The sequence below is a fragment of the Croceicoccus mobilis genome (assembly GCF_001661965.1).
Lineage (GTDB): Bacteria > Pseudomonadota > Alphaproteobacteria > Sphingomonadales > Sphingomonadaceae > Croceicoccus > Croceicoccus mobilis.
This window is the reverse complement of record NZ_LYWZ01000023.1, coordinates 165,165-189,121: the sequence shown is the minus strand read 5'-3', so window position 1 is coordinate 189,121 and position 23,957 is coordinate 165,165. Positions and strand designations below refer to the sequence as shown.

The window sequence follows — 23,957 nt, the reverse complement described above, 5'->3', positions numbered from 1 at the left end:
GCGTAATTTCGCTCCGGGCATTTCCGGCTGAGGTAGCGACGCGGCTTCGTTTTCGCCGCGCGCCGGACAGAGGAAAGTACTCAATTGAACAGCAATCGTGGCAATAATCGCCGGCGTGGCCGTAACAACCGGTCGCAAAGCGGCGGGCAGCATCTCAACCGCATCGACAGCCGGGCGCGGGGCAATGCGCCTCAGCTTCTCGACAAGTACAAGAAGCTGGCCGAGGAGGCATCGCGCAACGGCGACCGCGTGCAGGCCGAATATTACCTGCAGTTCGCAGACCATTATTTCCGCGTGATCGCCGACGGCAAGGCCCGTCAGGATGAGCAGCGGCAGAAGCAGGACAACAAGAACCAGTCCTCGGACGACGACAGCCAGTCGGACGATGACAATGGCGCGGAAAACGACAATCGTTCGCAGCGCCGTGATTCCGGTCGGGACAATACCCGCGATCAGGGCCGTGATTCGACCGACGACAACCCCTTTGTCCGCGACAATCGCAAGCGCCGCCAGAGCCGCAAGCGCGACGATGAAAAGGCCGAGAGCGAGACCGAGGAATCGGTCGAGAACTCGGGTGCTCTCGATCCGCAGGCCCTGCCGCCCGCGATCGGCGACACGTCCGAGGAAAAGCCCGAGAAACCCAAGCGGACCCGCCGCCCGCGCAAACCCAAGGCAGAGGCCGAGGTTGCGCAGGACGACAGCGAGCAGAAGGTCGTGAACGGCTGAACTCTCTCGCGTGGGCAAGCAGTTGAATAATTGGAGCGAGCGGCGCGGTTTCGTGCCGCTCGTTGCCGTTGTGGCGGGTGCGATTTCCGCCACCGGCTTTGAGCCGCTGCACCTGTGGGCGTTGCTGCTGGCGGGGCTGGCGGTGCTGGCCGCGCTGGGGTTTCGGCAGCAAAGGCCGGGACGGGCCTTTCTGGTCGGCTGGCTGTTCGGGGTTGGCCATTTCTGCGTCGGCAACAATTGGATCGCCACCGCCTTTACCTATCAGGCGGCGATGCCTGCATGGCTTGGCTGGATCGCGGTGTTCCTGCTCTCGCTCTATCTGGCGGTCTATCCCGGCCTTGCCGTGCTGGGGGCATGGGCCCTCGCACGCCGGTCGCGCATTCTTGCCCGATCATCGCCCGCGGCATTTGCGCTGGCATTGGCCGGATGCTGGGCGATCAGCGAATTCTTACGCGGGGAAATGTTTACCGGCTTTGCCTGGAACCCGGTCGGCGTGGCGCTGGTTGGCGGATTCGACCGGCCCGGAGCGGTCGGCTGGCTGGCGCCGTGGATGGGCACCTATGCGCTGTCGGGGCTGGTGCTGGCCTGTGCGGGGGCGTGGTGGATTGCCATGCGTGCGGCGATGATGGATCGGGATCGGCTCAAACGCGCGCTGCCCTTGGCCCTCATCGGCCTGTTGCTCTTCGTGCCATGGCCCGCTCCCGCCGAAGAACAGGGCACGCTCGAATTCCGCCTCGTCCAGCCCGACATCCGGCAGGAGGTGCTGAACGAGCCGCAATATTACGAGACGAATTTCCTGCGCTCGGTCGAATTGACCGGCGCACCTGCCAAGGAGGACGAGACGCGGCTGGTGCTCTGGCCCGAATCGGGCGTGCCCGATTATCTCGAGAACGGCTATCCGCAGCGCTATTACCGGCAGGCGACCTTTGCCGCCGATCCCGACATCGCGCGCGACCGCATCGCCGCGCTGATGGGGCCGGGCGCAATGCTGGTGACGGGGTCGGTCGATCTCGTCATCGGCAACGAAAACCGTGCCATTGCGGCCGAAAATGTCGTCACCGCGATCGGCCCCGATGGCGAGATCGCGGCCAGCTATGCCAAGTCGCATCTCGTGCCCTATGGCGAATATCTTCCCATGCGCTCTTTGCTGGAGCCGCTGGGCGTGACGCGGCTGGTGCCCGGTTCGATTGATTTCCGCCCCGGTCCCGGCCCGCGCACACTGGACCTTGGTCGATGGGGGCAGGCCGGGATCCAGCTTTGCTATGAGATCGTGTTTTCAGGCGAGGTCGTCGATTCCAAAAACCGCCCCGATTACATCGTAAACCCGTCAAACGATGGCTGGTTCGGCGCGTGGGGCCCGCCGCAGCACCTGGCGCAGGCAAGGCTGCGCGCGATGGAGGAGGGGCTGCCCGTCATGCGCTCCACCACCACCGGGATCAGCGCGGTTATCGACGCCAATGGCGTGGTGCGCGATCATATCGGCACCTATCGATCGGGCCGGATCGATGGGTTCGTGCCGCCTGCCCATGCGCCCACCGCCTTTGCCCGAATGGGTATCTGGCTCTCTCTGGCATGGGCATTGGTGCTATTGGCGCTGGCAATGGTTGCCTTGCGCCGCCGCCGCGGTTAATGCACATATAAAGCAATCTTTATACGTTCACGGCCCATCGCGCTGCTGGCTCGATTGGCCCAAACAACAAGCGGATCCGCTAATGCGCCAGAACTTCATCTTCACCTCTGAATCGGTTTCCGAAGGTCATCCCGACAAGGTCGCTGACCAGATCAGCGACGCCATCGTCGACCTGATGCTGGCCAAGGACCCCGAGGCGCGTATCGCGTGCGAGACGATGACGACGACCCAGCTGGTCGTACTGGCCGGTGAAATCCGCTGTAAGCCGATGTTCGACGAAACGCGTGAGGACTGGGCCGGCAATGGCTATTGGGCACCCGGCGCGAAGGAAGAGATCGAGCAGACCGTGCGCGATGTCGTGCGTGAGATCGGCTATGCGCAGGACGGCTTCCACTGGGAGCGTTTCCGCTTCGAGAATTTCCTCCACGGTCAGTCCGCGCATATCGCGCAGGGCGTCGACGCGGATGAGGCGAGCGAGAAGGACGAGGGCGCGGGCGATCAGGGCATCATGTTCGGCTTTGCCTGCGACGAAACGCCCGATCTGATGCCCGCGACGCTGGATTACAGCCACAAGATCCTGCAGCAGCTGGCCGACGACCGCAAATCGGGCAAGGCCGACTTCCTCGAGCCTGATGCCAAGAGCCAGGTCACGTTGAAGTTCGAGAACGGCAAGCCCGTCGCCTGCACCGCCATTGTCGTCTCCACCCAGCACAAGCCGGGTTACGACACGGGCGAACAGGGCGCGGAGCTGAACGCCTATGTGAAGGGTGTGGTCGCCGACATCCTGCCCGCAGAGCTGCTGTCGGACGAGACGATCTATCACATCAACCCGACCGGCAAGTTCGAGATCGGCGGCCCCGACGGCGACGCCGGCCTGACCGGGCGCAAGATCATCGTCGACACCTATGGCGGCGCGGCCCCGCACGGCGGCGGCGCGTTCAGCGGCAAGGACCCGACCAAGGTCGACCGCTCGGCCGCCTATATCGCGCGCTATCTGGCAAAGAACATCGTCGCAGGCGGTTTCGCCACGCGCTGCACGATCCAGCTGTCCTATGCGATCGGCGTTTCGCACCCGCTATCGATATATGTCGACACGCACGGCACCTGCGCCGATGGCGTCACGGATGAGGCGCTGGAACATGCGATCCGCTCGATTCAGGGGCTGCGCGGCCTGACCCCGCGCGGTATCCGCGAGAAGCTGCAATTGAATCGCCCGATCTATCGCACCTCTGCCGCCTATGGCCATTTCGGTCGCCAGGCCGTGGAAGGCCTGTTCCCGTGGGAAGAGACCAATCTGGTGGAAGAGCTGAAGTCGGCGCTGACCGTAGCGGCCTGATGGGCTGCGGGCCGCATGGGCCTGCGGACCAGCTTTAATTTTCCTACGCCTGTCGGTGTGCGGCATCGGCGTGTTCCAACAGATGGAGCACGCCCCCGATGCCGCAAACCGATTCGCACAGCTATGATCCCGCCAACCCCGACATCACCGCGCGCATCGCGGCGGAACTTGTCGCGCATGAAGGGATCGTGCGCGAAGCCTATCGCGATTCGGTCGGGGTCTGGACATGGAGCGTCGGGCTGACCGATGCCTCCGGCCACAAGGTCGGGCGTTACCGCGACAATCCCCAATCGCTGACCCATTGCCTTGAAATCTTCATCTGGGCGCTGCGCCGCAATTACCTGCCCGAAGTGCTGGCCGCGTTCGGCGATCATCAGCCCGCCGAACATGAGCTGGCCGCTGCCCTGTCCTTTCACTGGAACACCGGCGGTATCCTTCGCGCGCAATGGATGAAGCTGGCCATGGAAGGGTCGAGCCTGCGCGCCCGCAGCGCCATGCTGAACTGGGCGCGACCGGTCTCGCTGCTGCCGCGCAGGCGTAAGGAACAGGCGCTGTTCTTCGATGGCAAGTGGAGCCACGACGGCAATGCGCTGGTCTATGACGTCGCCAAGCCAAGCTATCGCCCGATCAATGGCAGGCAGCTTCCCATCATGGCGTCGCTCGGCATTATCCTGGGCACGGGCGATGATGCCAAGGAGGCGTGGTTGGAATTGCCGCTCTCCAACGGCGAAAGCTGCACCGCATCCGGTGACGGGAACTGGTTCGCCCGCCTGTTTGGCAAGGGCTGATACCGGCATGGCCATTTGCGCAGGCGCGAAGGAGGTCTAAGCATGCGCGCATGATTCGTGCGCTCATCGCTTCGTTCGCCTCGCTGGCCCTTGCCGCCTGCGCCACCATCCCCACTGCCGAGACTGACAGCGAACAGCCTGTCACCGTCCGCATCGTCGGGATCAACGATTTTCACGGCAATCTCCTCCCGCGCAAGATGTCGAGCAGCGCGGGCGAACTCAGCCCCGGTGCAGGCCGTTATGACGTGCCGGTCGGCGGCGCGGCGGTGCTGGCGACGGCGGTCAGCGAATTGCGGGCGCAGAACGAATATTCGATGGTGGTGTCGGCAGGCGATCTCATCAGCGCCAGCCCGCTGGTGTCGTCCTATTTCCTCGACGAACCGGCGATCGGGGTGATGAACCGCATCGGATTGGACTTCAACGCGGTCGGCAATCACGAATTCGACCGCGGCTGGCACGAATTGCTGCGCATGCAGAACGGCGGGTGCGAGGTGAACACCATGCGCACCCCTTGCGCCGTCGAAAACCCTTTCACGGGTGCCGAATTCCAGTTTCTGTCCGCGAATGTCGTGCGCGATGATGGCGGCGAGCTGTTCCCCGGCTATGGCATCAAGCGTTTCGGCAGCGGTGCCGATGCGGTCGCCGTGGCGGTGATCGGCCTGTCGCTGAAAGACGTGCCGCTGCTGGTATCGCCTTCGGGGCTGGAGGGGCTGAATTTCGGGGATGAGGCCGATGCGATCAATGCGCTGGTGCCCAAGGCGATCGCCGATGGGGCCGATGCGGTTATCGTCGCGATCCATCAGGGTTTCGATGTGGATGGCTATTACCGCGTCGGCGACAGCTGTGCAGGGAATATGGGCCCGCTCGATTCGATCCTGAAGCGCCTCGACCCGCGCGTCGATGTCGTCATCTCGGGCCATACACACCGCGAATATGTCTGCGACTATGCGCAGTTCGATCCCTCGCGCCATTTCCTTGTGACCAGCGCCGGATATGGATCGGGCATGGTGACCGATATCGCACTGACCATCGACCCCAAGGCGGGCGATGTGGTGGCCGAGACCGCCGAGAACGTGCTGGTGCAAAGCGATGACCCAGCCTTCCGCCAGTTCACCCCCGATCCGGAAATTGCCGCCTATGTCGCCCGCTATCAGGCCGCGTCGAAATCGGCCGAAGAGCGCCCCGCCGGCAAGCTGCTGGGCGAAGCGCTGAAAGGCGACGGGATCGAAAGCCCGCTGGGCGAGCTGATCGCCGATGCGCAGTTGGCCGCGACACGTGGAGAGGGCGCGCAGATCGCGTTCATGAACGATGGCGGCGTGCGCGCGGATCTTGTCCCGGCTGCCGATGGCACGGTGACCTTTGGCCAGATCTATGCGGTGCAGCCCTTTGGCAATGTGCTCGAAACCTTCGACATGACCGGTGCGCAGATCAAGACCGTGCTGGAGCAGCAATATGCCGAGCCCAATGACCCGAACTATCTGCAGGTGTCCGAGGGCTTCCACTACACGCTCGACCTGACGGCACAGCCGGGTTCGCGGGTTTCGGGCATGACGCTGGATGGCGAAGCGCTTGATCCGGCCAAGACCTACCGCGTCACCATCAGCAATTTCCTGCAGGGCGGCGGCGACCGTTTCGCCGAGTTCACCAAGGCCAAGGACCCGGTGATCGGCGCGACCGACCTCGACGCGTTCGAGGCCTATCTGGACAGCGAAGGTGGGCGCGCAGTGCCAGCGCAAGACCGGGTGACCATAATCCGCTGACGCTCTTGTGCCGGGGGCCTGCCTCGGCCTAACCCTCACCCATGGCTGAGGATGACATCTGGCAAGACGCGCTGAGGCGCGCGCGTGCGCATGCGCCGTTCCTTTCGGGTCTGCTTGAACGGGAGACGGCTCTTGCCGCCATGCTGGAGCGTGGCGAGGGCGAGGCTGCCTTGGCTGCGGCGAAGTCCGCCGGTGAAGGCGAGGAAGTCGGCGTCATGCTGCGCCGCCAGCGCCGGGGGCTGGCGCTGGTGCTGGCCATTGGCGATCTGGCCGGGGCATTCGACGTCAACCGCGTCATCGGCGAGCTTTCCCATTTCGCTGACAGCGCGCTCGATACCGCAATGCGAGAGGCCGTGGGCCACCGCATCGGCGAACTGCCGGGGCCGGACGAACATATCGGCATGGTCGGGCTGGCGCTTGGCAAGCAGGGGGCGGGGGAGCTGAACTATAGCTCCGACATCGATCCGATTCTTCTCTATGATCCCGAAACCATCCTGAAACGCGAACGCGACGAACCGGGTGAGGCGGCGCAAATGGCGGCACGGCGGCTGGTCCAGACCATGGGGGCCCCGACGGCGGAGGGCTATGTGCTGCGCGTCGATTTGCGCCTGCGCCCTGCCAGCGAGGTCAGCCCGCTTGCCATCAGCTATGGCGCGGCGCTCACCCATTACGAAAGCAGCGCGCTGGCATGGGAACGTGCAGCCTTCATCCGGGCGCGAAGCGCGGCGGGCGATATCGCGGCAGGGCAGGATTTCCTGAATGCAATCAAGCCTTTCGTCTGGCGCAAATCGCTGGATTTCGGCGCGATCGATGAAATTTCCGCGCTCGTGCGGCGCATCCGCGACAGCTATGACGGCCCGCCGCGCCCCGGCCCGGGCTATGATTTGAAGCGTGGGCGCGGCGGCATTCGCGAGGTCGAATTCTACGCCCAGACGCATCAGCTGATCCATGGCGGGCGCATCCCCGAATTGCGGGTGCGCGGCACGCGCGCGGCGCTGGATGCGTTGGCCGATGCGGGCATCATCGGGGCGGTGGACGCGCTGGAACTGGGCGATGCCTATGACCGGCTGCGCACCATCGAACATCGCCTCCAGATGGTGCGCGACCAGCAGACCCATGCGCTCCCGGCGGGCGCAGAGGCGCTCGACAATGTGGCGCGGCTCGACGGGCTGGCCGATGGCGCGGCGCTGGTGGCGCAGCTGGAGGAGGTGACGGGCCGCGTTGGCGCGCGCTTCGACACGCTGCTTCAGGCGCATGGCGGCGAAGCGACCCCCGCGGCCAGCGCCCCTGCGCGGCTGGCGGAGCTTGGCTTTGACGATCCCGCCGCGCTGTCGGCACGGATCGAGGGCTGGAAGGAAGGCAAGGTCAAGGCCTTGCGATCCTCTGCCGCGCGCGCCGCCTTTGCCGACATAGAGGGCGAACTGCTGGAGGCTCTGGCCGCCGCGCCCGCGCCCGAACGCGCCATCACCCGCTGGGAACAGATGCTCTCGCGCCTGCCCAGCGCCTTCAACCTGTTCAAGCTGCTGGCTGCCCGTCCCGGCCTGATCGATACGCTGGTGCGGGTTCTGGCGCTGTCTCCGGCATTGGCCGATGCCTTGGCGCGGCGCGGGGATCTGCTCGACGCACTGATCGACCGCACCGCCTTTGCGCTGCCCGCAGATGTGCCCGCGCTGATGCGGGACATGCGCGCCGATGCGCCGACCTATGAAGACCTGCTCGACCGGGTGCGGCGGGAAGTTGGCGACCATCGCTTTGCGCTGGGCGTGCAACTGCTGGAACATGCGCATGACGCGCTGGAGATCGCGGCGGGCCTGTCCCGCGTGGCGGAGGCGGCGATCGACGTGCTGGCCACCGGCGCTGCGGGCGATTTTGCCGAAGATCATGGACGCGTGGGTAAGGAGGGTCTCGTCATCCTAGGCTATGGCCGGCTGGGCGGCGGGGTTCTGACCCATGCCAGCGATCTCGACATCGTTTACCTGTTCACCGGCGATTTCAGCGAGGAAAGCGACGGGCGCAGGCCATTGGGCGCCACGCAATATTTCAACCGCCTTGCCCAGCGGGTCAGCGCCGCGCTGTCGGTCCCGACATCGGAGGGGGCGCTGTTCGAGGTCGATACGCGCCTGCGGCCTTCGGGCGCACAGGGCCTGCTTTCCGTCAGCGTCGACAGCTTTGCCCGTTATCAGACGGAACAGGCCTGGACGTGGGAGCATATGGCGCTGACCCGCGCCCGCGTGCTGCATGGCCCCGCAGGCGCGCGCGAGCAGGTGGAGGCGCTGATCCGCGACCTCCTCATGGCACCGCGCGATGGCGCTGCGCTGCGCGAGGCGGTGCTGGAGATGCGCGGCGAGATTACGCGCCACAAGCCGCCAAAAGGTCCACTGGACGTGAAGCTGATGCGCGGCGGGCTGGTCGATCTCGAATTTCTCACTCATTTCCTGCAGCTGCGGGAAAGCGGCGGGCCGGACGGGGCCTATCTGCTGCCCGACCTGCGCGCCGCGCTGGGCGCTCTGGCACAGGGCGGGCTGGTGCCCGATACGCTGGTCGGGGCGCATGATTTGCTGACGCGCCTGCTCCTGACCCTGCGACTGGTCACCCCGTCGGGCGAAGAGCCGGGAGAAGCGGCGCGGGCCGTTCTCCTTGCTAATTGCCTGCCCGGACAGGACGACGCCGGGTGGGAGGATCTGCTTTCCGCCCTCGACAAGGCACGCGGGCAGGTGGCAGGGGCATGGGCCAATATATTCGAGCAGGAACTGGAGCTTTGACCATGAGCGAGCGGCCCGACGCAGGCGACGCCTTTCCGACCAACACGCTGGAAACCCCCGATGGCGGCAGCGTTTCGATCAAGGATTTCACAGGCAAGCCTGCGGTCGTGTTCTTCTATCCCAAGGACAATACGCCGGGCTGCACCAATGAGGCAAAGGACTTCACCGCGCTGAAGGAAGAGTTCGACAAGGCGGGCGTTGCGATCCTGGGCGTGAGCAAGGATCCGCCGAAGAGCCATGTGAAATTCATCGAAAAGCAGGGGCTGACCATCGCGCTCGCCAGCGACACGCCCGCTGACAGCGGCAAGGATGGCCTTGCCGAGGCGCTGGGCATCTGGGTCGAGAAGAACATGTATGGCCGCACCTATATGGGGATGGAGCGCACGACCTATCTCGTCGCCGCCGACGGCACGATCAGCCAGCTATGGCGCAAGGTGAAGGTGAAGGGCCACGCCGAAGCGGTGCTGGAGGCGGCGAAAGCGCTCTGAACAATGACCACGATTGCGCAGGCCATCCGCGACGCGCTGCTGACGGCTGACGCCCGCGACAAGGTGATGGCGACCCGCAGGCTGGCCCGCGACTGGCGGGCCGGGCGGCTGGCCTTTCAGTTCGATGTAGCTATGCCCGATGAACCCGCGCGTCCGGCGCGGCCCGAATTGCGGGCGCCGCGCGATATGCCCAAACGGCGGCGCGGCGGGTCGGAACGCGGGCGCATCGCGCTATGGCACAGCTTTGCCCATATCGAGTTCGTGGCCATCGACCTCGCGCTTGACATGGCGGGGCGCTTTGGCGGCGAGATGGGCAAGGGCTTTACCGGTGATTTCCTGTCCGTCGCGGCGGATGAGGCGATGCATTTCGCGCTGATCGATCGAAAACTGCGTACGCTGGGCAGCCAGTACGGCGATCTGCCGGCACATGGCGGGTTATGGGAATCGGCGCGGGAAACCGCCCACGACGTGGGCGCGCGATTGGCGATCGTGCCCATGGTGCTGGAAGCGCGCGGCCTTGATGTGACGCCCGCGACGCGCGACCGCGTGCGCGCGCAAGGCGACGAAAACGGAGCCCTGATACTTCAGCGAATCCTTGACGATGAGATTCGCCATGTCCGATTCGGAACAAGCCATTTCGACGAGCTGTGCCGCACGAGAGGCGAAAACACTGTCGAACAATGGCAATTTCTTGTGAGAAAACACTTTCACGCAGAACTGAAGGCACCGTTCAACGACTCGGCGCGAGAGTCTGCCGGTCTGTCGCGGGAATTCCGCGCCGGTATTGAGTCGTTAACCCTTTAAGCCCTAGCCAATACGCATGAGACGGCGGGGGGTTCCGACGTTTCTTCGAATATCAGCAGATGCGGCGCATCGCCGGTTGGCCCCGGACCACAGGGCACATCGACATGCGAGGGGTCGCTTCTGTGCCGGAGGGGTAACCCGGTTAAGTGTGTCTTGGACGGATGCATAAGCCGAGAAACAGAGGTTTCGGCGTATGACTATGAGCAATCGTTTCTTTCTTCCCGGTACGGCGCGTTTCGTTGCGCTGGGCACCGTGGCCGCCTTTTCGGCTGCGATGACGCCCGCCGCCGCGCTGGCCGCAGAGAAAGCACCGGCCGCGACGGAAGCGGCCAGCACCGCCACCATGGCGGAAGAGATCCCGGTCGAGCAGGCCGCGGAAAAGGCAGACCCCAAGTACCGCTCGCTGTTCGCCAGCTGGAAGTCGGTCGAGGTCAGCACCAAGAAGGCAGACCCGCTGGTCGCCGCAGGTATCGAGCCCACCGCCATCCCGTCGCGCATGCCGCTTACCAGCGCGCGCTTCACCAGCGGCTATGGCATGCGGGTGAACCCGGTCACGGGTCGCCGCGCCGGACATGACGGCGTCGACATGGCAGCGCCCACCGGCACGCCGATCTATGCGACTGCGGACGGCACCGTTGAAATGGCACAGTGGTATGGCGGCTACGGCAATTTCGTGAAGCTGGAGCATGCCGGCGACATGGAAACGCGTTACGGCCACATGTCGAACCTGAATGTTCGTCCCGGTCAGGAAGTGAAGAAGGGCGACCTCATCGGCTTCGTCGGCAGCACCGGTCGTTCGACCGGCCCGCATCTTCACTATGAAGTCCGCATTGCCGGTGAATCGGTCGATCCGACCCCGTATCTTCATGCCGACACTTTCGAGCAGGCATTCGCCGATGCCTCGCTGGGTGCTGGCGGTCCGGAATAAACCTCGGACAGATTGATAGCCACGAAACAGAAAAGGCCCGGCGGAGCATATCCGCCGGGCCTTTTCTTTTGCCCATGAACGCGATCAGGCGGCGTTCCCCATCTCGGCCCATTCCTTCCTGACCAGCCCAAGCCGCGTTTCGCCGCAGTCGGTGCTGCGCAGCCGGTCCTGCAGCATGCGCGCCCTTTCGCCCAGGTCGCGGTCACCGAAATAGCCCGCCGATCCGGCCAGCTTGTGCAATTGCTGGGCCAGCAGGTCCCATTGCGGCTCTTCGATACCCTCGGCCGTCATGGCCAGCATGCGCAGCGTTTCACGCTTACGTTCGGTATAGCGGGCCGACAGATCGTTGGTGATCTGCGGCTTGCGTGCGGGCGGGGCGAAGGGGCGTTGTGCATCAGGGGTCCTGTGCTGCATCACGGCATGCATGGCGATGGCGTTGCGCAGGGCGACCAATTGCAGCGGCTTTGGCAGGTGGCCCTGCATCCCTGCGTCGAGGCAGGCCTTGATATCCTCATCATAGCAATTCGCCGTCAGCGCGACGATCGGCAATTGTTCAGCAGTGATGCCCGATGCGCGGATCCGGCGGGTTGCCTCCAGCCCGTCGACCACGGGCATCTGCATATCCATGAGCACCATGGCATAGGGCTGATCTTCCCGGCGGGCGCTGGCGACCATGCGCACGGCTTCTTCCCCGTTGCGCGCCAGTTCGGGGATGAGGCCGGCGCGCCGGCACATGGCCATCACCAGCTCCTGATTAATATCATGATCTTCGGCCACCAGAACCCGCAACGGGCAGCCTGAGACAGGATCGTGCCCGCCCTCGACCTCCGCTATGTCGCCCAGTGCATCTGCCGCGACACTGGTGGCGGGCGCGCTGCTGTCGGCGATTGTCAGCGGGATGCGGACCGTAAAGCAGGTGCCTTCGCCAATGACCGAGCGGACATCGATCCGCCCGCCCATCAGCTCTGCCAGCTGGGCCGAGATCGCAAGACCGAGGCCGGTGCCGCCATATCGCCGCCCGATCGAACTGTCGCCCTGCCGGAACTGGCTGAAGATGACATCGAGCTGGTCGGGGGCGATGCCGATGCCGCTGTCCGCGACCTCGATCGCCAGCATCGACCCGGTCGCTGCGCTTTCCAGCTGTGCGGTGACGCGCACCGTGCCTTCATCCGTGAATTTCACGGCATTGCCCATAAGGTTGAGGAGTATCTGGCGAACCCTGAGCGGATCGCCGACGATGCGGGTTGGGACGGCGGGGTCGATGCTGCATGAAAGCGTGATGCCCTTCTTGCAGGCCATCGGCTCTAGCAGGCTGCAGCAGCTGTCCAGCTTCGCGCGAAGGTCGAGCGGCGCCGGCTGGATCGACATCTGCCCGGATTCGATGCGCGACATGTCGAGAATATCGTTCAAAAGGCGCAGCATGGCCCGCCCGGATTCCGAAATCATGCGCACATGGCGGCGCTGGCTGGTCGACAATTCGCTTTGCATCAAGAGGTCGGTAAAACCGATCACACCGTTCATCGGGGTGCGGATCTCGTGGCTCATATTGGCAAGGAAGCTGGTCTTCGTTTCCGCGGCATGCTCAGCGCGGCGGCGAGCCTCGGTCAGTTCGGTTTCAAGACGCTTGGATTCGGTCACGTCGCGAAGCGATGCGATCAGCGCGGCGGGGGCGCCGTCCATCGGGTCGCTTGCCATGGAGAATTGTGCGCTCAGCCAGCGGGTTTCGGTGACGGCCGGGTTGGCGTCGGCCAAGCGGAAAACAAGCCCGCAGCTTGCCTTTTCCCCCCGCCAGAGTCGTTCCATGGCCTGCTCTATGGTCGCGGCGTCGGCGGGATGGAAAAGCTGCGCGAAGGGGCGATTGTCGAGAGCAGCGGGAGCCAGGTCGAACAGTGATCCGGCAGATGGCGACACGAAGCTGCACCGCCCGTCTGGCGCGATCATGAACAAGGCGTCGCGCACATTGTCGAAAACGGTCGCGATCTGGTTCTCCCGCTCGGCAAGGCGCAATTCGGCCTCGCGCCGCTGGGTGATGTCGATGTTGATGCCGACATAGCCGACCAGCCTGCCGCGCGCGTCGATATGCGGCGCGCCCACCGTGGCCACCCAGACGATGGAACCGTCATGGCGCTGCCAGCGCCATTCGCCGCGAAACTCGCCGCGCGATGAAACCGCGGCGGTCCATTCGGCAAACACGCGCTCGAAATCGAGCGGATGGATGGCATCGGCCCATTGCGTGCCTTCCCATTCGCCATCTCTCAGCCCGGTCATCTCCTTGAATGCGCGATTGACCGACAGGGCCTCCCCCCGCGCATTGGTGCGCCAGATCCCGGCAGGCGATGCGGCCGCCAGCGTTGCGAAAGTGCGTTCCGATGCCTCGAGCGCAAGGCGGTTGCTGGTGCGTTCGGAAATGTCGCGGATATGGCCGACAAGGCCGATCGGGCAGCCATTGGCATCATAGGCGGCGCGCATGCGCACCTCGACATGGCGGATGTCGCCATCGGGGCGGTGGATGGTGTGGAGCGAGGTCATGAGCCCGCGCTGGCCCCGGATCAGCTGTTCGAACCTTTCGCGAGCATCGCTGCCATCATCATCGCCCAGGAATTCGTGAAAGGGGCGTCCAAGGCTCTCCTCCAGTCCGTGGCCGGTGATACGTTCCCACGCGGCATTCAGCGTGACACAGCGTCCTTCGGGGTCGACGCGAAATATGACCTCGTCGATATTGTCGAGGACGCGGCGCTTGTCCTCGCGGCTGGCGATCAGTTCGGCCCGGTCGGCGCGGGCGCGTTCGACAACGCCGGCCAGCGGCAGGCCGACCAGAACCAGTACGGCAAGAAAGGCCTGCAGCGTAACGATCTGCATCTCTGCCGCGCCGCGTGTCAGCACGACCGGGCCGCTGCCCATGAGCGTGGCGGACATGGCGATCGCCGATACAATAAGCAGCGCCAGCGCCGTGCCGCGCGTACCCAGCAGCAGGCCAGCCAGCACGATAAGCGGCACGGGCATGAACAGGAACGGCATCGTGTTCTGCGCAAACACGGCGATCGTACCGGCAAGGACGACCGCCATGATTGCGGCGGGACCCGATGGCGGCAGATGCCTGTGACCGCGTGCCGCTGGCGGGATGACGACACGCGTCGACATCACCAGCGGTACGACAAACGCCAATGCCGCTGAGTGACTGATGAACCAGAGCCACGCGGGCTTCATCGCCGCGACATCGGCAGGTAGCACTATCGAGGCAATGCCCGCTGACAGCATGCTGGCAAGGATGAAACAGCCGATCATCAGGCCGAACCCGACAAGATCCCCGGCCTGCGGCGGGCGGGCCGAGGGCCGTCGCAGCACGATCATCGCCGCGCCGATCTCCAGCCCATGGGCGAGGGCGAGACCGATGGCGGTGGCTGCGGGCAGATGCAGGAGATGCACCCAAAGCAGCGCACCAAAACTGGCCAGAACCGCCAGCACCGAATGGCGCGTCCCGCACCGTAAGGGGGAAAGCATCGCGATCAGCGCGACCGCCACCGCATTGGCCAGCCACATGATCGGCACGGGCGACCCATGCCCGAGGCTGCGCGTGAAATGCGCGATGACCGCTGCCGCGCAGGCAGGCAGGATGATGGCGCCCAGCGCCGGTCCCGGCCCGGTTGCTTCGCGATTCGCATCATCCGATGTGGCTGCCACGCCCCATGTCTGCACTGGCCTGCCCCTTTTTCCGTATCCATGGCCCCGTTGCCTTACGCACACGGGGATCAGCCTTGTCCTGTGATGAATGGGACCAAAGACATGGCGAACCGGGGGATAGGTAAATCTCCCTAAGTCCCGATTGGGAACAGATATTCTTGTTTTGTTCCGTTCTGGTGCAAAAGGTGAAACCAAAAAGGGGCGCGAAGCAGGCCGTCCCGCTTCGCGCCCCCATGGATCGGGTGGCAGTAACGCCGCTTATTCGGCCAGCAGACGCTCCGCGATGGCGCGCACTTCGGCGCCCATGTCGTCACGCTCCAGCGCCAGCGCCAAAGTCGCCTCGACGAAACCGGTCTTCGACCCGCAGTCGTAGCGTTTGCCCTCGAAGGTGACGGCGTGGAACGGCTGGTTGCCGATCATCTTGGCCATCGCGTCGGTCAGCTGGATCTCGCCGCCTGCGCCCTTGCCCTGCGTTTCCAATGTACGCATCACGTCGGGCTGCAGGATATAGCGGCCCGAGACGATCTTGTTCGATGGCGCTTCATCCACCGGCGGCTTTTCGACAAGGCCCTTCACCTCGGTCAGCGCGCCGCTGGCAGCGCCCGGATCGATCACGCCATAGCTCGACACCGATTCATGCGGCACTTCGAGCACGGAGACGAGATTGCCGCCGACCTCGTTATAGGCCTCGACCATCTGCTTCATGCAGCCCGGCTTGCCCCACATCAGCTCGTCCGGCAGCAGAATCGCGAAAGGTTCGTCGCCCACGATGGCGCGCGCGCACCAGATCGCATGGCCAAGGCCCATCGGTTCCTGCTGGCGCACGGTGATCAGATCGCCCGGCTGGAAACGCGTGGGATCGAGCACGGAGAGATCCTTGCCGCGCTCGCGCATGGTCTGCTCAAGCTCGAAGGCGATGTCGAAATTCTCGACCAGCGCGGTCTTGCCGCGGCCGGTGACGAAGATCATCTGCTCGATCCCCGCCTCGCGCGCTTCATCCACGGCGTACTGGATCAGCGGGCGGTCGACGATCGGAAGCAGTTCTTTGGGGATCGCCTTCGTCGCGGGAAGGAAACGTGTGCCCAATCCGGCGACGGGGAAGACTGCCTTGCGGATCGGCTTGCGGGTCGTTTCGGCCATGAGTGCCCTTTTTGTATCTGCGGTTATTTTGCGATTGCGAAATCGGAAGGTTTTCTAAGCTTTGCCGATCCCGTGTTGCAAGACCGCACAGGTTGGGGAGTTGTTCCCATACGGCTTGCGGTCGGGATATTTCGGGCTAAAGCGGGTCGATGGACAAGATCGTTATTCATGGCGGAAAACGCCTCTCCGGCACGCTCCCCATTTCGGGCGCGAAGAACGCGGCTCTCACCTTGCTGCCCTGCGCGCTTTTGACCGAGGAGCCGCTGACGCTGCGCAACCTGCCGCGGCTGGCCGATATCGACCAGTTTCAGCACCTCTTGAACGGTTTCGGCGTATCCACCGCCATCGCGGGCACGCGCCCCGAAGATTTCGGCCGCGTGATGACGCTGCAGGCGACGCGCCTCACCAGTTCGACCGCGCCTTATGACATCGTGAGGAAGATGCGCGCCTCGATCCTCGTGCTTGGGCCCCTGCTGGCCCGAGCGGGAGAGGCGACCGTGTCGCTGCCAGGCGGCTGCGCCATCGGCAACCGTCCGATCGACCTTCACCTGAAAGCGCTGGAAGCGATGGGGGCCGAGATTGAGCTGGCCGCCGGTTACGTCCGCGCCCGCGCGCCCGATGGCGGCCTGCCGGGCGGCGATTTCACCTTCCCGGTGGTGTCCGTCGGCGCGACCGAGAATGCGCTGATGGCTGCCGTGCTGGCCAAGGGCACGACGCGGCTGGAAAACGCGGCGCGAGAGCCTGAGATCGTGGACCTGTGCAACCTGCTGGCCGCGATGGGCGCGCAGATTGAGGGGATTGGCGAATCGAACCTCACCATCCATGGCGTCGACCGGCTGCATGGCGCGACCTATCGCGTGATGGCCGACCGGATCGAGGCCGGCAGCTATGCCTGCGCCGCCGCGATCACCGGGGGCGAGGTGTTCCTGAAAGGCGCGAACCCCGGCGACATGCGCGCGACCAGCCATGCGCTGAGGAATGCGGGCGTCGTTGTCGAAGAGCGCAAGGACGGCCTCTTCATCGGCGCGAACGGCGGGCTGAAGGCGGTGAACATCTCCACCGCGCCCTATCCCGGCTTCGCCACCGACATGCAGGCGCAGCTGATGGCGCTGCTCTGCATGGCCGAGGGGACCAGCGTCCTCAACGAGACGATCTTCGAAAACCGCTACATGCACGTGCCCGAACTCAATCGCATGGGCGCGCATATCGAGACAAATGGCCGCACCGCCGTGGTGCATGGCGTGTCGAAACTGACCGGCGCCGAAGTCATGGCGACCGATCTGCGCGCATCCATGTCGCTGGTGATCGCAGGCCTTGCCGCAGAGGGCGAGACGACGGTGCACCGCCTCTACCACCTCGACCGCGGTTACGAGCGGCTGGAGGAAAAGCTGCAACTGGTCGGCGCGGATGTGCAGCGGGTTGGCGGGGATTGATCCTTCGTTACGCCGCTCTTGCTGCGCTTTGCATTATCTGCAGCGGCTGTGCCGCAGTTCCTGCCAGCATTTGCGAGATGCCGTCAAACCGGCATTTCTGGCAGGGTGTCGATGTCGATTGGACTGGTGAAATCATTGATGTCACCACAGGCAATCACGGGAATGTTTTGGTCTTCGTATCGAAAAATTGCCCTGTAGTCGTAGATATCGACCCGGATATCGGGCCTTTATTCGGCAGTGCGTCAGAATCGCAAATCCACGCGGCGCTAGCGTCCTTCAACGTGCGCGGGCGTTTGTCTTATTACGACGGAGAAATCCTTTTGCGGCCGACGAGCCTTCGACAGCTTGGCGCATGGCAGACTTACGAAAGCGGCGGTTTCAGGCGTTATCTGCGTGAGCGCAGAACTCTGGCAAAGAAGTGATACTCGCGTACTAGCGTAGCCCTCAATCCCAGCTCTTCACCGCCCCGCGCTTCGCCTTTACCTCGCCGCGCTCCTTCTTCGATTTCAGCCGCTTCACCTTGCCCACGCGATTGACGCGGGTCTTGGCGCGCTTTTTCGGCTTCACCATCGCCTGTTCGAGAAGTTCGGTCAGCTTGTCGCGCGCGTCGCTGCGGTTTTCGGCCTGCGTGCGGAATCGTTTCGCCTCGATCAAGAGGTCGCCGCTGGCCGTTAGCTTGCTGCCCGCGATGCGCTGCAGGCGGTGGAAGATCGGCTGCGGCAGGTTCAGCGCATAGATATTGACGCGCAGCTGCACCGCGGTCGCCACCTTGTTGACGTTCTGCCCGCCCGGACCGGAAGCGGTGACGAACCGCTCCTCGGCCTGAGAATGAGCGCGGTCGATTATGCCTCCGGTGCTGTTGGCCATTCGAACACATCCGGAATCTCGGGGCACAGCCGCATGAAATCGGCGGGCAGCGGGGCTGCGGCCTCAACCGGGTCTTTGCCCTCGCGCGGCATGATCAGGTGGGATGCGTGCAGCATGGTGCGCGGCGCGCCCTTACCGCTACCGTAAACCGGATCGCCCAGCAGCGGAAAGCCAAGCCCGGCCAGCGCATGAATGCGGATCTGGTGCGTGCGGCCCGTTTCGGGGGTGAAGGCGACAGCGGTGACGCCATCCTTCGCGCCCAGCTTTTTCCAGTGCGTGACGGCGGGCTTGCCCTTCTTCGCCGCGATCATGCGCCAGCCCTTTTCGGCGCTGGAAATCTTCGACAGCGACAGCGCGATGGTGCCCTCGTCCTCCGACAGTTCGCCCGCAACGAGGCCGATGTAGTGCTTGGTCACTTCGCGGTTTTCGAAGGCCGCGTTGAAACGCTTCAATGCCTTTGGGTTGCGCGCCAGCAGCAGGCAGCCGCTGGTATCGGTGTCGAGCCGGTGCACCGGCACCGGATCGCGCTGAAAACCCAGACGCAAGGTCTCGATCCGGTCCTCAAGGCTGGGGCCGCCCTTGCGCGGGGTTTCGATGGGAAGGCGGGCGGGCTTGTCTATGACCAGGGCTTCGCCGTCTTCAAACAGGATTTCTATTTCGCTCATAATGCTTTCACTGCCGCTTCGATGCGGTCCATGGCCTTGGTCAGCGTATCCTCGCTGGCGGCAAAGCTGATGCGGAAACCGGCGAGGCCGCAATGGTCCCCGCCGAATGCGGATGCGGCGACGGTGGCAACGCCATGTTCCAACAGATGCAGCGTCAGCACGGTATCGTCGGCCAGTCTGCCGCCGATAAGCGGCGCGGCATCGATCAGGCAATAGAACGCGCCATCGGGCACCGGGGTCGACAGGCCGGGGATCGCGGCAATGCGTTTGCACACCAGATCGCGGCGCTTCCGGAAAATCTCGCGCCAGTCGGACAGGAAATCCTGCGGCCCCTCCAGCGCGGCGACCGCACCCGCCTGGCTGATGGAGGCGGGATTGCCGCTGGAATGCGACTGGAGTTTTTCCATCGCGCGGATCAGCCATTCGGGGCCGGTAGCGACACCGATGCGCAGGCCGGTCATGGCATGGCTCTTGGAAACGCCCGAGACGGTCAGCACGCGGTTTGACAGATCGGGGCGCAGCGCGGCCAAGGTCGCATGCGGCGCACCGGAATAGCGCAGCGGCGCGTATATATCGTCGCTCATCACGAGGACCTGCGGGTGCCGATCCAGCACGCCTGCAATGGCGAGCAATTCGTCTGCCGGAAACACCGCGCCGGTCGGATTGCCGGGGCTGTTGAGCAGCAGCCAGCGCGTGCGCGGGGTGATTGCAGCCTCCAGCTCCGCCGCGGTAAAGCGGAAGGCGGTCTCAGGCGTGGTCGGCAAAGGCACGACGGTGGCGCCTGCGAAACGCGCGATCTGCGGATAGCTCACCCACCACGGGGCGGGGATCACGACTTCATCACCGGGATCGATGGTGGCGCATAGCGCGTGGAATATCGCCTGCTTGCCGCCTGCACTGACGGTGATGCCCGTTGGGCTAGCCGCGATCCCGAGATCGCGCGTGAAATGCAGCGCGGCGGCGCGCTTCATCGCGCTGGTTCCGCCCACGGGCGTATAGCGCGTGTCGCCCTTGGCCAGAGCCTCGGTGATGGCGGCGATGACATGGGGCGGGGTGGGAAGGTCGGGTTCACCCACCGATAGCGAGATGATGTCGCGGCCTTCTTCACGCAGCTGCGTGGCGCGGTCGGTCATGGCCGTGGTCTGGGACGGTTCGATCCGGCCCATTGCCTGCGATAGATGCTGTGCGTTCATTATGCCTTGACCAGTCGGGCGCGGATCAGCCCGCGCAGCGCATTGCCGATCAGGAAGCCATCTGCAAGATCGTCGATGGACAATTCGGCTTCGCGCGCCTTGTCATCCTCGATCAGCGACCGGCGCAATACGCCCGGCAGCAGACCCAGCGACAGAGGCGGGGTCAGCAGCATGCCGTCGCGTTCAACGAAGATATTGGTGAAGCTGCCTTCGGTCACGGTCCCATCTCGCACCAGCACCGCTTCCCTGGCGCCATGGCGTTGCGCTTCGGCAAGGGCGTGTTCGTAAAAGGCGCGGTCGCTGGTCTTGTGGACGAGGCGCGGGTCATCGGCAGCGCAAGGGTGAGGCACCGGGGCGACAGCCACGGGCTCTTCCATGATTTCGGGCAGGGCGGAGAGCAGGATGGTCGAGGCCCCGTCGCGGTGAAGCTCGATCCTGAGCCGCGCGGGTTCGCGATGCGTAAAGCAGACCGCCTGCACCTCGTTGCGGATCGCGTGGCGGTCGCATTCGAACCCTAGCGCGGCGGCGGAGTGCTTCAGTCGTTCGAGGTGATATTCGATCAGCGGCACGCCCATTTGCGGATCGTAATGGATCGTCTCGAAAAGCACCGCGTCCGGCGCGATCCCGTTTGCGCCGCTATTGGCAGGCGGGACAGGGGCCGGGGTGGGCGCGTTCAATGCGCTGCGCCCCAGCTGTGGCCGGTCCCGATCTCGATCCCCAGCGGAACGCTGAGTTCGACGGATGGCAGCGCGGCTTCGGCCATGACGCGTTCGATCACGGGCCGCGCGGCGTCCACATCGCCTTCAGGGAGTTCGAAGACGAGTTCGTCGTGCACCTGCAGCAGCATCTTCACATTATCGAGCCCCGCCTCGTGCAGCGCGGGCATCATGCGCACCATGGCGCGCTTGATGATATCGGCGCTGGTCCCCTGGATCGGCGCGTTGATTGCGGCGCGCTCGGCGCCCTGCCGTTCGTTGGGGTTCTTCGAATTGATGTTGCGGAAATGGGTCTTCCGCCCGAACAGGGTCTCCGAATATCCGGTCTCGCGCACCTTTTCCAAGGTGTGGACGATATATTTCTGAATGCCGGGGAAGCGTTCGAAATAGCGGTCGATCACGGCCTGCGCCTCATCCGCATCGGTGCCCAGACGGCCCGCCAGACCCCAGCGCGAAATGCCGTAAAGGATCGCAAAATTGATCGTCTTGGCCTGCGCGCGGGTGTCGCGGGTGACCTCGCCATACATTTCCTGCGCGGTGCGGGCGTGGATGTCCTCGCCATTGGCGAAGGCTTCCTTCAGCGGCGGCACGTCGGCCATGTGCGCGGCAAGACGCAGCTCGATCTGCGAATAGTCGGCAGCCAGCAGCACATTGCCGGGTTCGGCCACGAAAGCCTCACGGATCTGGCGGCCGGTTTCGGTGCGGATCGGGATGTTCTGCAGATTGGGATCGGTCGATGACAGACGCCCCGTCTGCGCGCCGACAAGGCTGTAGCTGGTGTGCACGCGCCCCGTTTCCGGGTTGATCGCCTGCTGCAAAGCCTCGGTATAGGTGGAGCGCAGTTTGGAAAGCCCGCGCCATTCGAGCACCTTGTTCGCCATGGGCACGCCTTCGCCCGCCAGCTTTTCCAGCACGGTCTGGTCGGTCGAGAACTGGCCGCTCTTGCCCTTCTTCCCGCCCTTCAGCCCCATCTTGTCGAAAAGGATGTCGCCCAGCTGCTTGGGGCTGCCGATGGAGAAAGTCTCGCCCGCCATCTCATGCACTTCGGCTTCAAGCGACGCGATCTGTTCGGCGAATTCGGCGGAGAGGCGGGCAAGGTGCTCGCGGTCGACCTTGATGCCGTTCCTTTCCATCATTGCGATCACGGGGATCAGCGGGCGGTCGACGTTTTCGTAAATGCGCGTGCCGCCCTCGTCGGCCAGACGCTGGCGCAGGATCTTCCAGAGGCGCCATGTGACATCGGCATCTTCGGCGGCATATTGCGTCGCCTTGTCCAGCGGCACGGCGCTGAAGGGGATCGCTTTCTTGCCGGTTCCGCAGATGTCCTTGAAGGTCATGGTCGTGTGACCAAGATGCGTTTCGGCCAGCGAATCCATGCCATGCGCCTGCCCGATGCCGCCGCCACCGCGCCCTGCGTCGAGGTCGAAAGAGAGGATCATCGTGTCCTCCACCGGCGCGACCGTGATGCCGACACGATTTAGCACGGTCAGGTCATATTTGATGTTCTGCCCGATCTTCAGCACCGCATCGCTTTCGAAAAGCGGTTTGAGCCGGGCGAGCGCTTCGGCAACCGGCACTTGCTCGGGCTTTTCGGCGAACATGTCGTCGCTGCCATGGGCAAGCGGGATATAGCACGCATCGTTCGGCCCCAGCGCAAGGCTGATCCCGGCCATCTCCGCCTGCATCGAATCGAGCGAGCTGGTCTCCGTATCCACAGCCACCGCATGGGCGGCAAAGGCGCGCTCGATCCATGCATCCAGCCGGTCGAGCGTGGTGACGCATTCGTAGGAATCGAGATCGACCGCCGGCCATTCTGGCAGAGACTGGCGCGTGCCCGCGTCGGCGGCGGCGTTCTGCGGTTTCGCCGGGTTCAGGTCGTTGGGCCGCGACGGACTGCCCGCGCCAGCACCCAGGCGCTTCAGCAGGCTGGTGAAGCCATGGGTCGAGAGGAAATCAGCGAGCGGCTCCTTGGGGATGCCGTCCAGTGCGAATTTCTCCAGCGGCATCGGAAGATCGCAATCCTCCTTCAGCTGCACCAGCTGGCGTGAAAGGCGGGCCATCTCGGCATGCTCGATCAGATTCTCGCGCATCTTCGATTTCTTCATCTCGGGCGCGGCGTTCAGCACGCTTTCGAGATCGCCATATTCGTTGATCAGCTTTTCCGCCGTTTTCGGCCCAATGCCGCGCACGCCGGGGATATTATCGACCGAATCGCCCATCAGCGCGAGCACGTCGCCCAGCTTTTCGGGCGGCACGCCGAACTTCTCGACCACTTCGGGAATTTCGATCCGCGCGTTCTTCATCGTGTCGAGCATGTCGACGCAGCCCGGCTCGACGCCATCGTCCGGATCGGTGCACGTCCCGACCAGTTGCATCAGGTCCTTGTCCGACGAGACGATGGTCACGTCCCAGCCCTTGCGAGTCGCGGCGCGGGCATAGCTGGCGATCAGATCGTCGGCCTCCAGCATCTCCTCCTCGATCACGGGAAGGGAGAAGGCGCGGGTCGCGTCGCGGATCAGCGGAAACTGCGGGCGCAGATCCTCGGGCGGGGGCGGGCGGTTCGCCTTGTACTCGGGATAGAGATCGTGCCGGAACGACTGCGACGCCTTGTCGAGAATCACGGCAAGGTGAGTCGGCCCCTCGGCATCATCCAGGTCCTGCGCCAGCTTCCACAGCATCGTCGTATAGCCATAGACCGCGCCCACGGGCGTACCCTCTGGATTGGTGAGGGGCGGCAGGCGGTGATAGGCGCGGAAGATATAGGCGGAGCCATCCACCAGATAGAGATGCGGCTTACGGTCGGGGTGAGTCGCCGGTTTATCGGCAGCGGCGGTGTCTGAAGGCGCGGTCATGATGGTTTTCAGGTAGCAAGCGCGGCTGCGGAAATCATGCCCCATCTATGCGGCTGTCGGCAGGAAAAGCGCCGATTGCCGCAAAAAATCCGGATTGCGCCCTAATCTGGCCATATTCGTCTTTCATAAAAGACGATGTGGAGAAGCGTGTTGGCGCTTGCATCCCCTTTTTCTTCCGTCTAAATATG

18 protein-coding genes are annotated in these 23,957 nt (G+C 64.3%); 11 read left to right on the top strand and 7 right to left on the bottom strand.

Annotation, left to right across the window (positions count from 1 at the left end; translation table 11 throughout):
* Positions 1–84: 84 nt before the first annotated feature.
* The 9 genes from A9D13_RS12900 (at position 85) to A9D13_RS12860 (ending at position 11,222) form a co-directional block, all read left to right on the top strand.
* Positions 85–726, top strand: coding sequence for a DUF4167 domain-containing protein (locus A9D13_RS12900; RefSeq protein WP_066774372.1), 642 nt, complete (start codon positions 85–87; stop codon positions 724–726).
* Positions 727–748: 22 nt separating this feature from the next.
* Positions 749–2,356 (top strand): apolipoprotein N-acyltransferase, encoded by a 1,608-nt coding sequence (gene lnt, locus A9D13_RS12895; RefSeq protein WP_172808171.1) that lies wholly within the window; start codon positions 749–751, stop codon positions 2,354–2,356.
* An 82-nt stretch (positions 2,357–2,438) separates the two neighbouring features.
* Complete coding sequence (gene metK / locus A9D13_RS12890) at positions 2,439–3,692, top strand: methionine adenosyltransferase (RefSeq protein ID WP_066774371.1); 1,254 nt, start codon at positions 2,439–2,441, stop codon at positions 3,690–3,692.
* Positions 3,693–3,790: 98 nt separating this feature from the next.
* Positions 3,791–4,480 carry a lysozyme gene (locus A9D13_RS12885; protein WP_066774370.1) on the top strand — a complete coding sequence of 230 codons (690 nt, stop codon included), beginning with the start codon at positions 3,791–3,793 and terminating at the stop codon, positions 4,478–4,480.
* 50 nt (positions 4,481–4,530) lie between these two features.
* Entirely contained in the window at positions 4,531–6,240 is a 1,710-nt protein-coding gene (locus A9D13_RS12880) for a bifunctional metallophosphatase/5'-nucleotidase (RefSeq protein ID WP_066774369.1), read from the top strand.
* Between the two features lie 41 nt (positions 6,241–6,281).
* A complete protein-coding gene (gene glnE / locus A9D13_RS12875; protein WP_066774368.1) occupies positions 6,282–9,002 on the top strand; it encodes a bifunctional [glutamate--ammonia ligase]-adenylyl-L-tyrosine phosphorylase/[glutamate--ammonia-ligase] adenylyltransferase in 2,721 nt (906 codons plus the stop codon).
* A 2-nt stretch (positions 9,003–9,004) separates the two neighbouring features.
* Complete coding sequence (locus tag A9D13_RS12870) at positions 9,005–9,490, top strand: peroxiredoxin (protein WP_066774366.1); 486 nt, start codon at positions 9,005–9,007, stop codon at positions 9,488–9,490.
* 3 nt (positions 9,491–9,493) lie between these two features.
* The gene (locus A9D13_RS12865; RefSeq protein WP_066774356.1) at positions 9,494–10,294 is read left to right on the top strand and encodes a ferritin-like domain-containing protein; all 801 of its coding nucleotides are present in this window, start codon (positions 9,494–9,496) and stop codon (positions 10,292–10,294) included.
* Between the two features lie 199 nt (positions 10,295–10,493).
* The gene (locus tag A9D13_RS12860) at positions 10,494–11,222 is read left to right on the top strand and encodes a M23 family metallopeptidase (protein WP_082922385.1); all 729 of its coding nucleotides are present in this window, start codon (positions 10,494–10,496) and stop codon (positions 11,220–11,222) included.
* 84 nt (positions 11,223–11,306) lie between these two features.
* Here the strand turns inward: A9D13_RS12860 and A9D13_RS12855 are convergent, their stop codons facing one another.
* Both A9D13_RS12855 and galU read right to left on the bottom strand, forming a co-directional pair.
* Positions 11,307–14,903, bottom strand: coding sequence for a PAS domain S-box protein (locus tag A9D13_RS12855; protein ID WP_156522053.1), 3,597 nt, complete (start codon positions 14,901–14,903; stop codon positions 11,307–11,309).
* Between the two features lie 258 nt (positions 14,904–15,161).
* A complete protein-coding gene (gene galU, locus A9D13_RS12850) occupies positions 15,162–16,043 on the bottom strand; it encodes a UTP--glucose-1-phosphate uridylyltransferase GalU (RefSeq protein ID WP_066774354.1) in 882 nt (293 codons plus the stop codon).
* Between the two features lie 149 nt (positions 16,044–16,192).
* Here galU and murA point away from each other — a divergent pair, with 149 nt between their 5' ends.
* Together murA and A9D13_RS12840 are read left to right on the top strand one after the other, a co-directional pair.
* Positions 16,193–17,476, top strand: coding sequence for a UDP-N-acetylglucosamine 1-carboxyvinyltransferase (gene murA / locus A9D13_RS12845; protein ID WP_066774353.1), 1,284 nt, complete (start codon positions 16,193–16,195; stop codon positions 17,474–17,476).
* Positions 17,473–17,898 (top strand): hypothetical protein, encoded by a 426-nt coding sequence (locus A9D13_RS12840; RefSeq protein WP_156522052.1) that lies wholly within the window; start codon positions 17,473–17,475, stop codon positions 17,896–17,898. Before murA ends, A9D13_RS12840 begins: the two co-directional genes overlap by 4 nt.
* Positions 17,899–17,920: 22 nt before the next feature.
* Here A9D13_RS12840 and arfB read toward each other — a convergent pair whose 3' ends face one another.
* The 5 genes from arfB to polA are packed head-to-tail and all read right to left on the bottom strand — an operon-like array spanning position 17,921 to position 23,769.
* On the bottom strand, positions 17,921–18,343 hold the full coding sequence (gene arfB / locus A9D13_RS12835) for an alternative ribosome rescue aminoacyl-tRNA hydrolase ArfB (protein ID WP_066774349.1): 423 nt from the start codon (positions 18,341–18,343) through the stop codon (positions 17,921–17,923).
* A complete protein-coding gene (locus tag A9D13_RS12830; protein ID WP_066774348.1) occupies positions 18,319–19,008 on the bottom strand; it encodes an RluA family pseudouridine synthase in 690 nt (229 codons plus the stop codon). The genes arfB and A9D13_RS12830 overlap by 25 nt, the downstream gene beginning before the upstream one ends.
* A complete protein-coding gene (locus A9D13_RS12825; protein ID WP_066774347.1) occupies positions 19,005–20,201 on the bottom strand; it encodes a pyridoxal phosphate-dependent aminotransferase in 1,197 nt (398 codons plus the stop codon). The genes A9D13_RS12830 and A9D13_RS12825 overlap by 4 nt, the downstream gene beginning before the upstream one ends.
* The gene (locus A9D13_RS12820; RefSeq protein WP_066774346.1) at positions 20,201–20,878 is read right to left on the bottom strand and encodes an aminotransferase class IV; all 678 of its coding nucleotides are present in this window, start codon (positions 20,876–20,878) and stop codon (positions 20,201–20,203) included. Before A9D13_RS12820 ends, A9D13_RS12825 begins: the two co-directional genes overlap by 1 nt.
* The gene (polA, locus tag A9D13_RS12815; protein ID WP_066774677.1) at positions 20,875–23,769 is read right to left on the bottom strand and encodes a DNA polymerase I; all 2,895 of its coding nucleotides are present in this window, start codon (positions 23,767–23,769) and stop codon (positions 20,875–20,877) included. Before polA ends, A9D13_RS12820 begins: the two co-directional genes overlap by 4 nt.
* Positions 23,770–23,957 lie beyond the last annotated feature (188 nt).

What these genes read in the sequence shown, in the direction of transcription:
- glnE (WP_066774368.1), top strand. Translation starts at nt 6,282, where the DNA reads ATGGCTGAGGATGACATCTGGCAAGACGCGCTGAGGCGCGCGCGTGCG.
- A9D13_RS12870 (WP_066774366.1), top strand. Translation starts at nt 9,005, where the DNA reads ATGAGCGAGCGGCCCGACGCAGGCGACGCCTTTCCGACCAACACGCTG.
- polA (WP_066774677.1), bottom strand. Translation starts at nt 23,769, where the DNA reads ATGACCGCGCCTTCAGACACCGCCGCTGCCGATAAACCGGCGACTCAC.
- arfB (WP_066774349.1), bottom strand. Translation starts at nt 18,343, where the DNA reads ATGGCCAACAGCACCGGAGGCATAATCGACCGCGCTCATTCTCAGGCC.
- galU (WP_066774354.1), bottom strand. Translation starts at nt 16,043, where the DNA reads ATGGCCGAAACGACCCGCAAGCCGATCCGCAAGGCAGTCTTCCCCGTC.
- A9D13_RS12860 (WP_082922385.1), top strand. Translation starts at nt 10,494, where the DNA reads ATGAGCAATCGTTTCTTTCTTCCCGGTACGGCGCGTTTCGTTGCGCTG.
- metK (WP_066774371.1), top strand. Translation starts at nt 2,439, where the DNA reads ATGCGCCAGAACTTCATCTTCACCTCTGAATCGGTTTCCGAAGGTCAT.
- A9D13_RS12830 (WP_066774348.1), bottom strand. Translation starts at nt 19,008, where the DNA reads ATGAGCGAAATAGAAATCCTGTTTGAAGACGGCGAAGCCCTGGTCATA.
- A9D13_RS12885 (WP_066774370.1), top strand. Translation starts at nt 3,791, where the DNA reads ATGCCGCAAACCGATTCGCACAGCTATGATCCCGCCAACCCCGACATC.
- A9D13_RS12880 (WP_066774369.1), top strand. Translation starts at nt 4,531, where the DNA reads ATGATTCGTGCGCTCATCGCTTCGTTCGCCTCGCTGGCCCTTGCCGCC.
- A9D13_RS12865 (WP_066774356.1), top strand. Translation starts at nt 9,494, where the DNA reads ATGACCACGATTGCGCAGGCCATCCGCGACGCGCTGCTGACGGCTGAC.
- murA (WP_066774353.1), top strand. Translation starts at nt 16,193, where the DNA reads ATGGACAAGATCGTTATTCATGGCGGAAAACGCCTCTCCGGCACGCTC.
- A9D13_RS12825 (WP_066774347.1), bottom strand. Translation starts at nt 20,201, where the DNA reads ATGAACGCACAGCATCTATCGCAGGCAATGGGCCGGATCGAACCGTCC.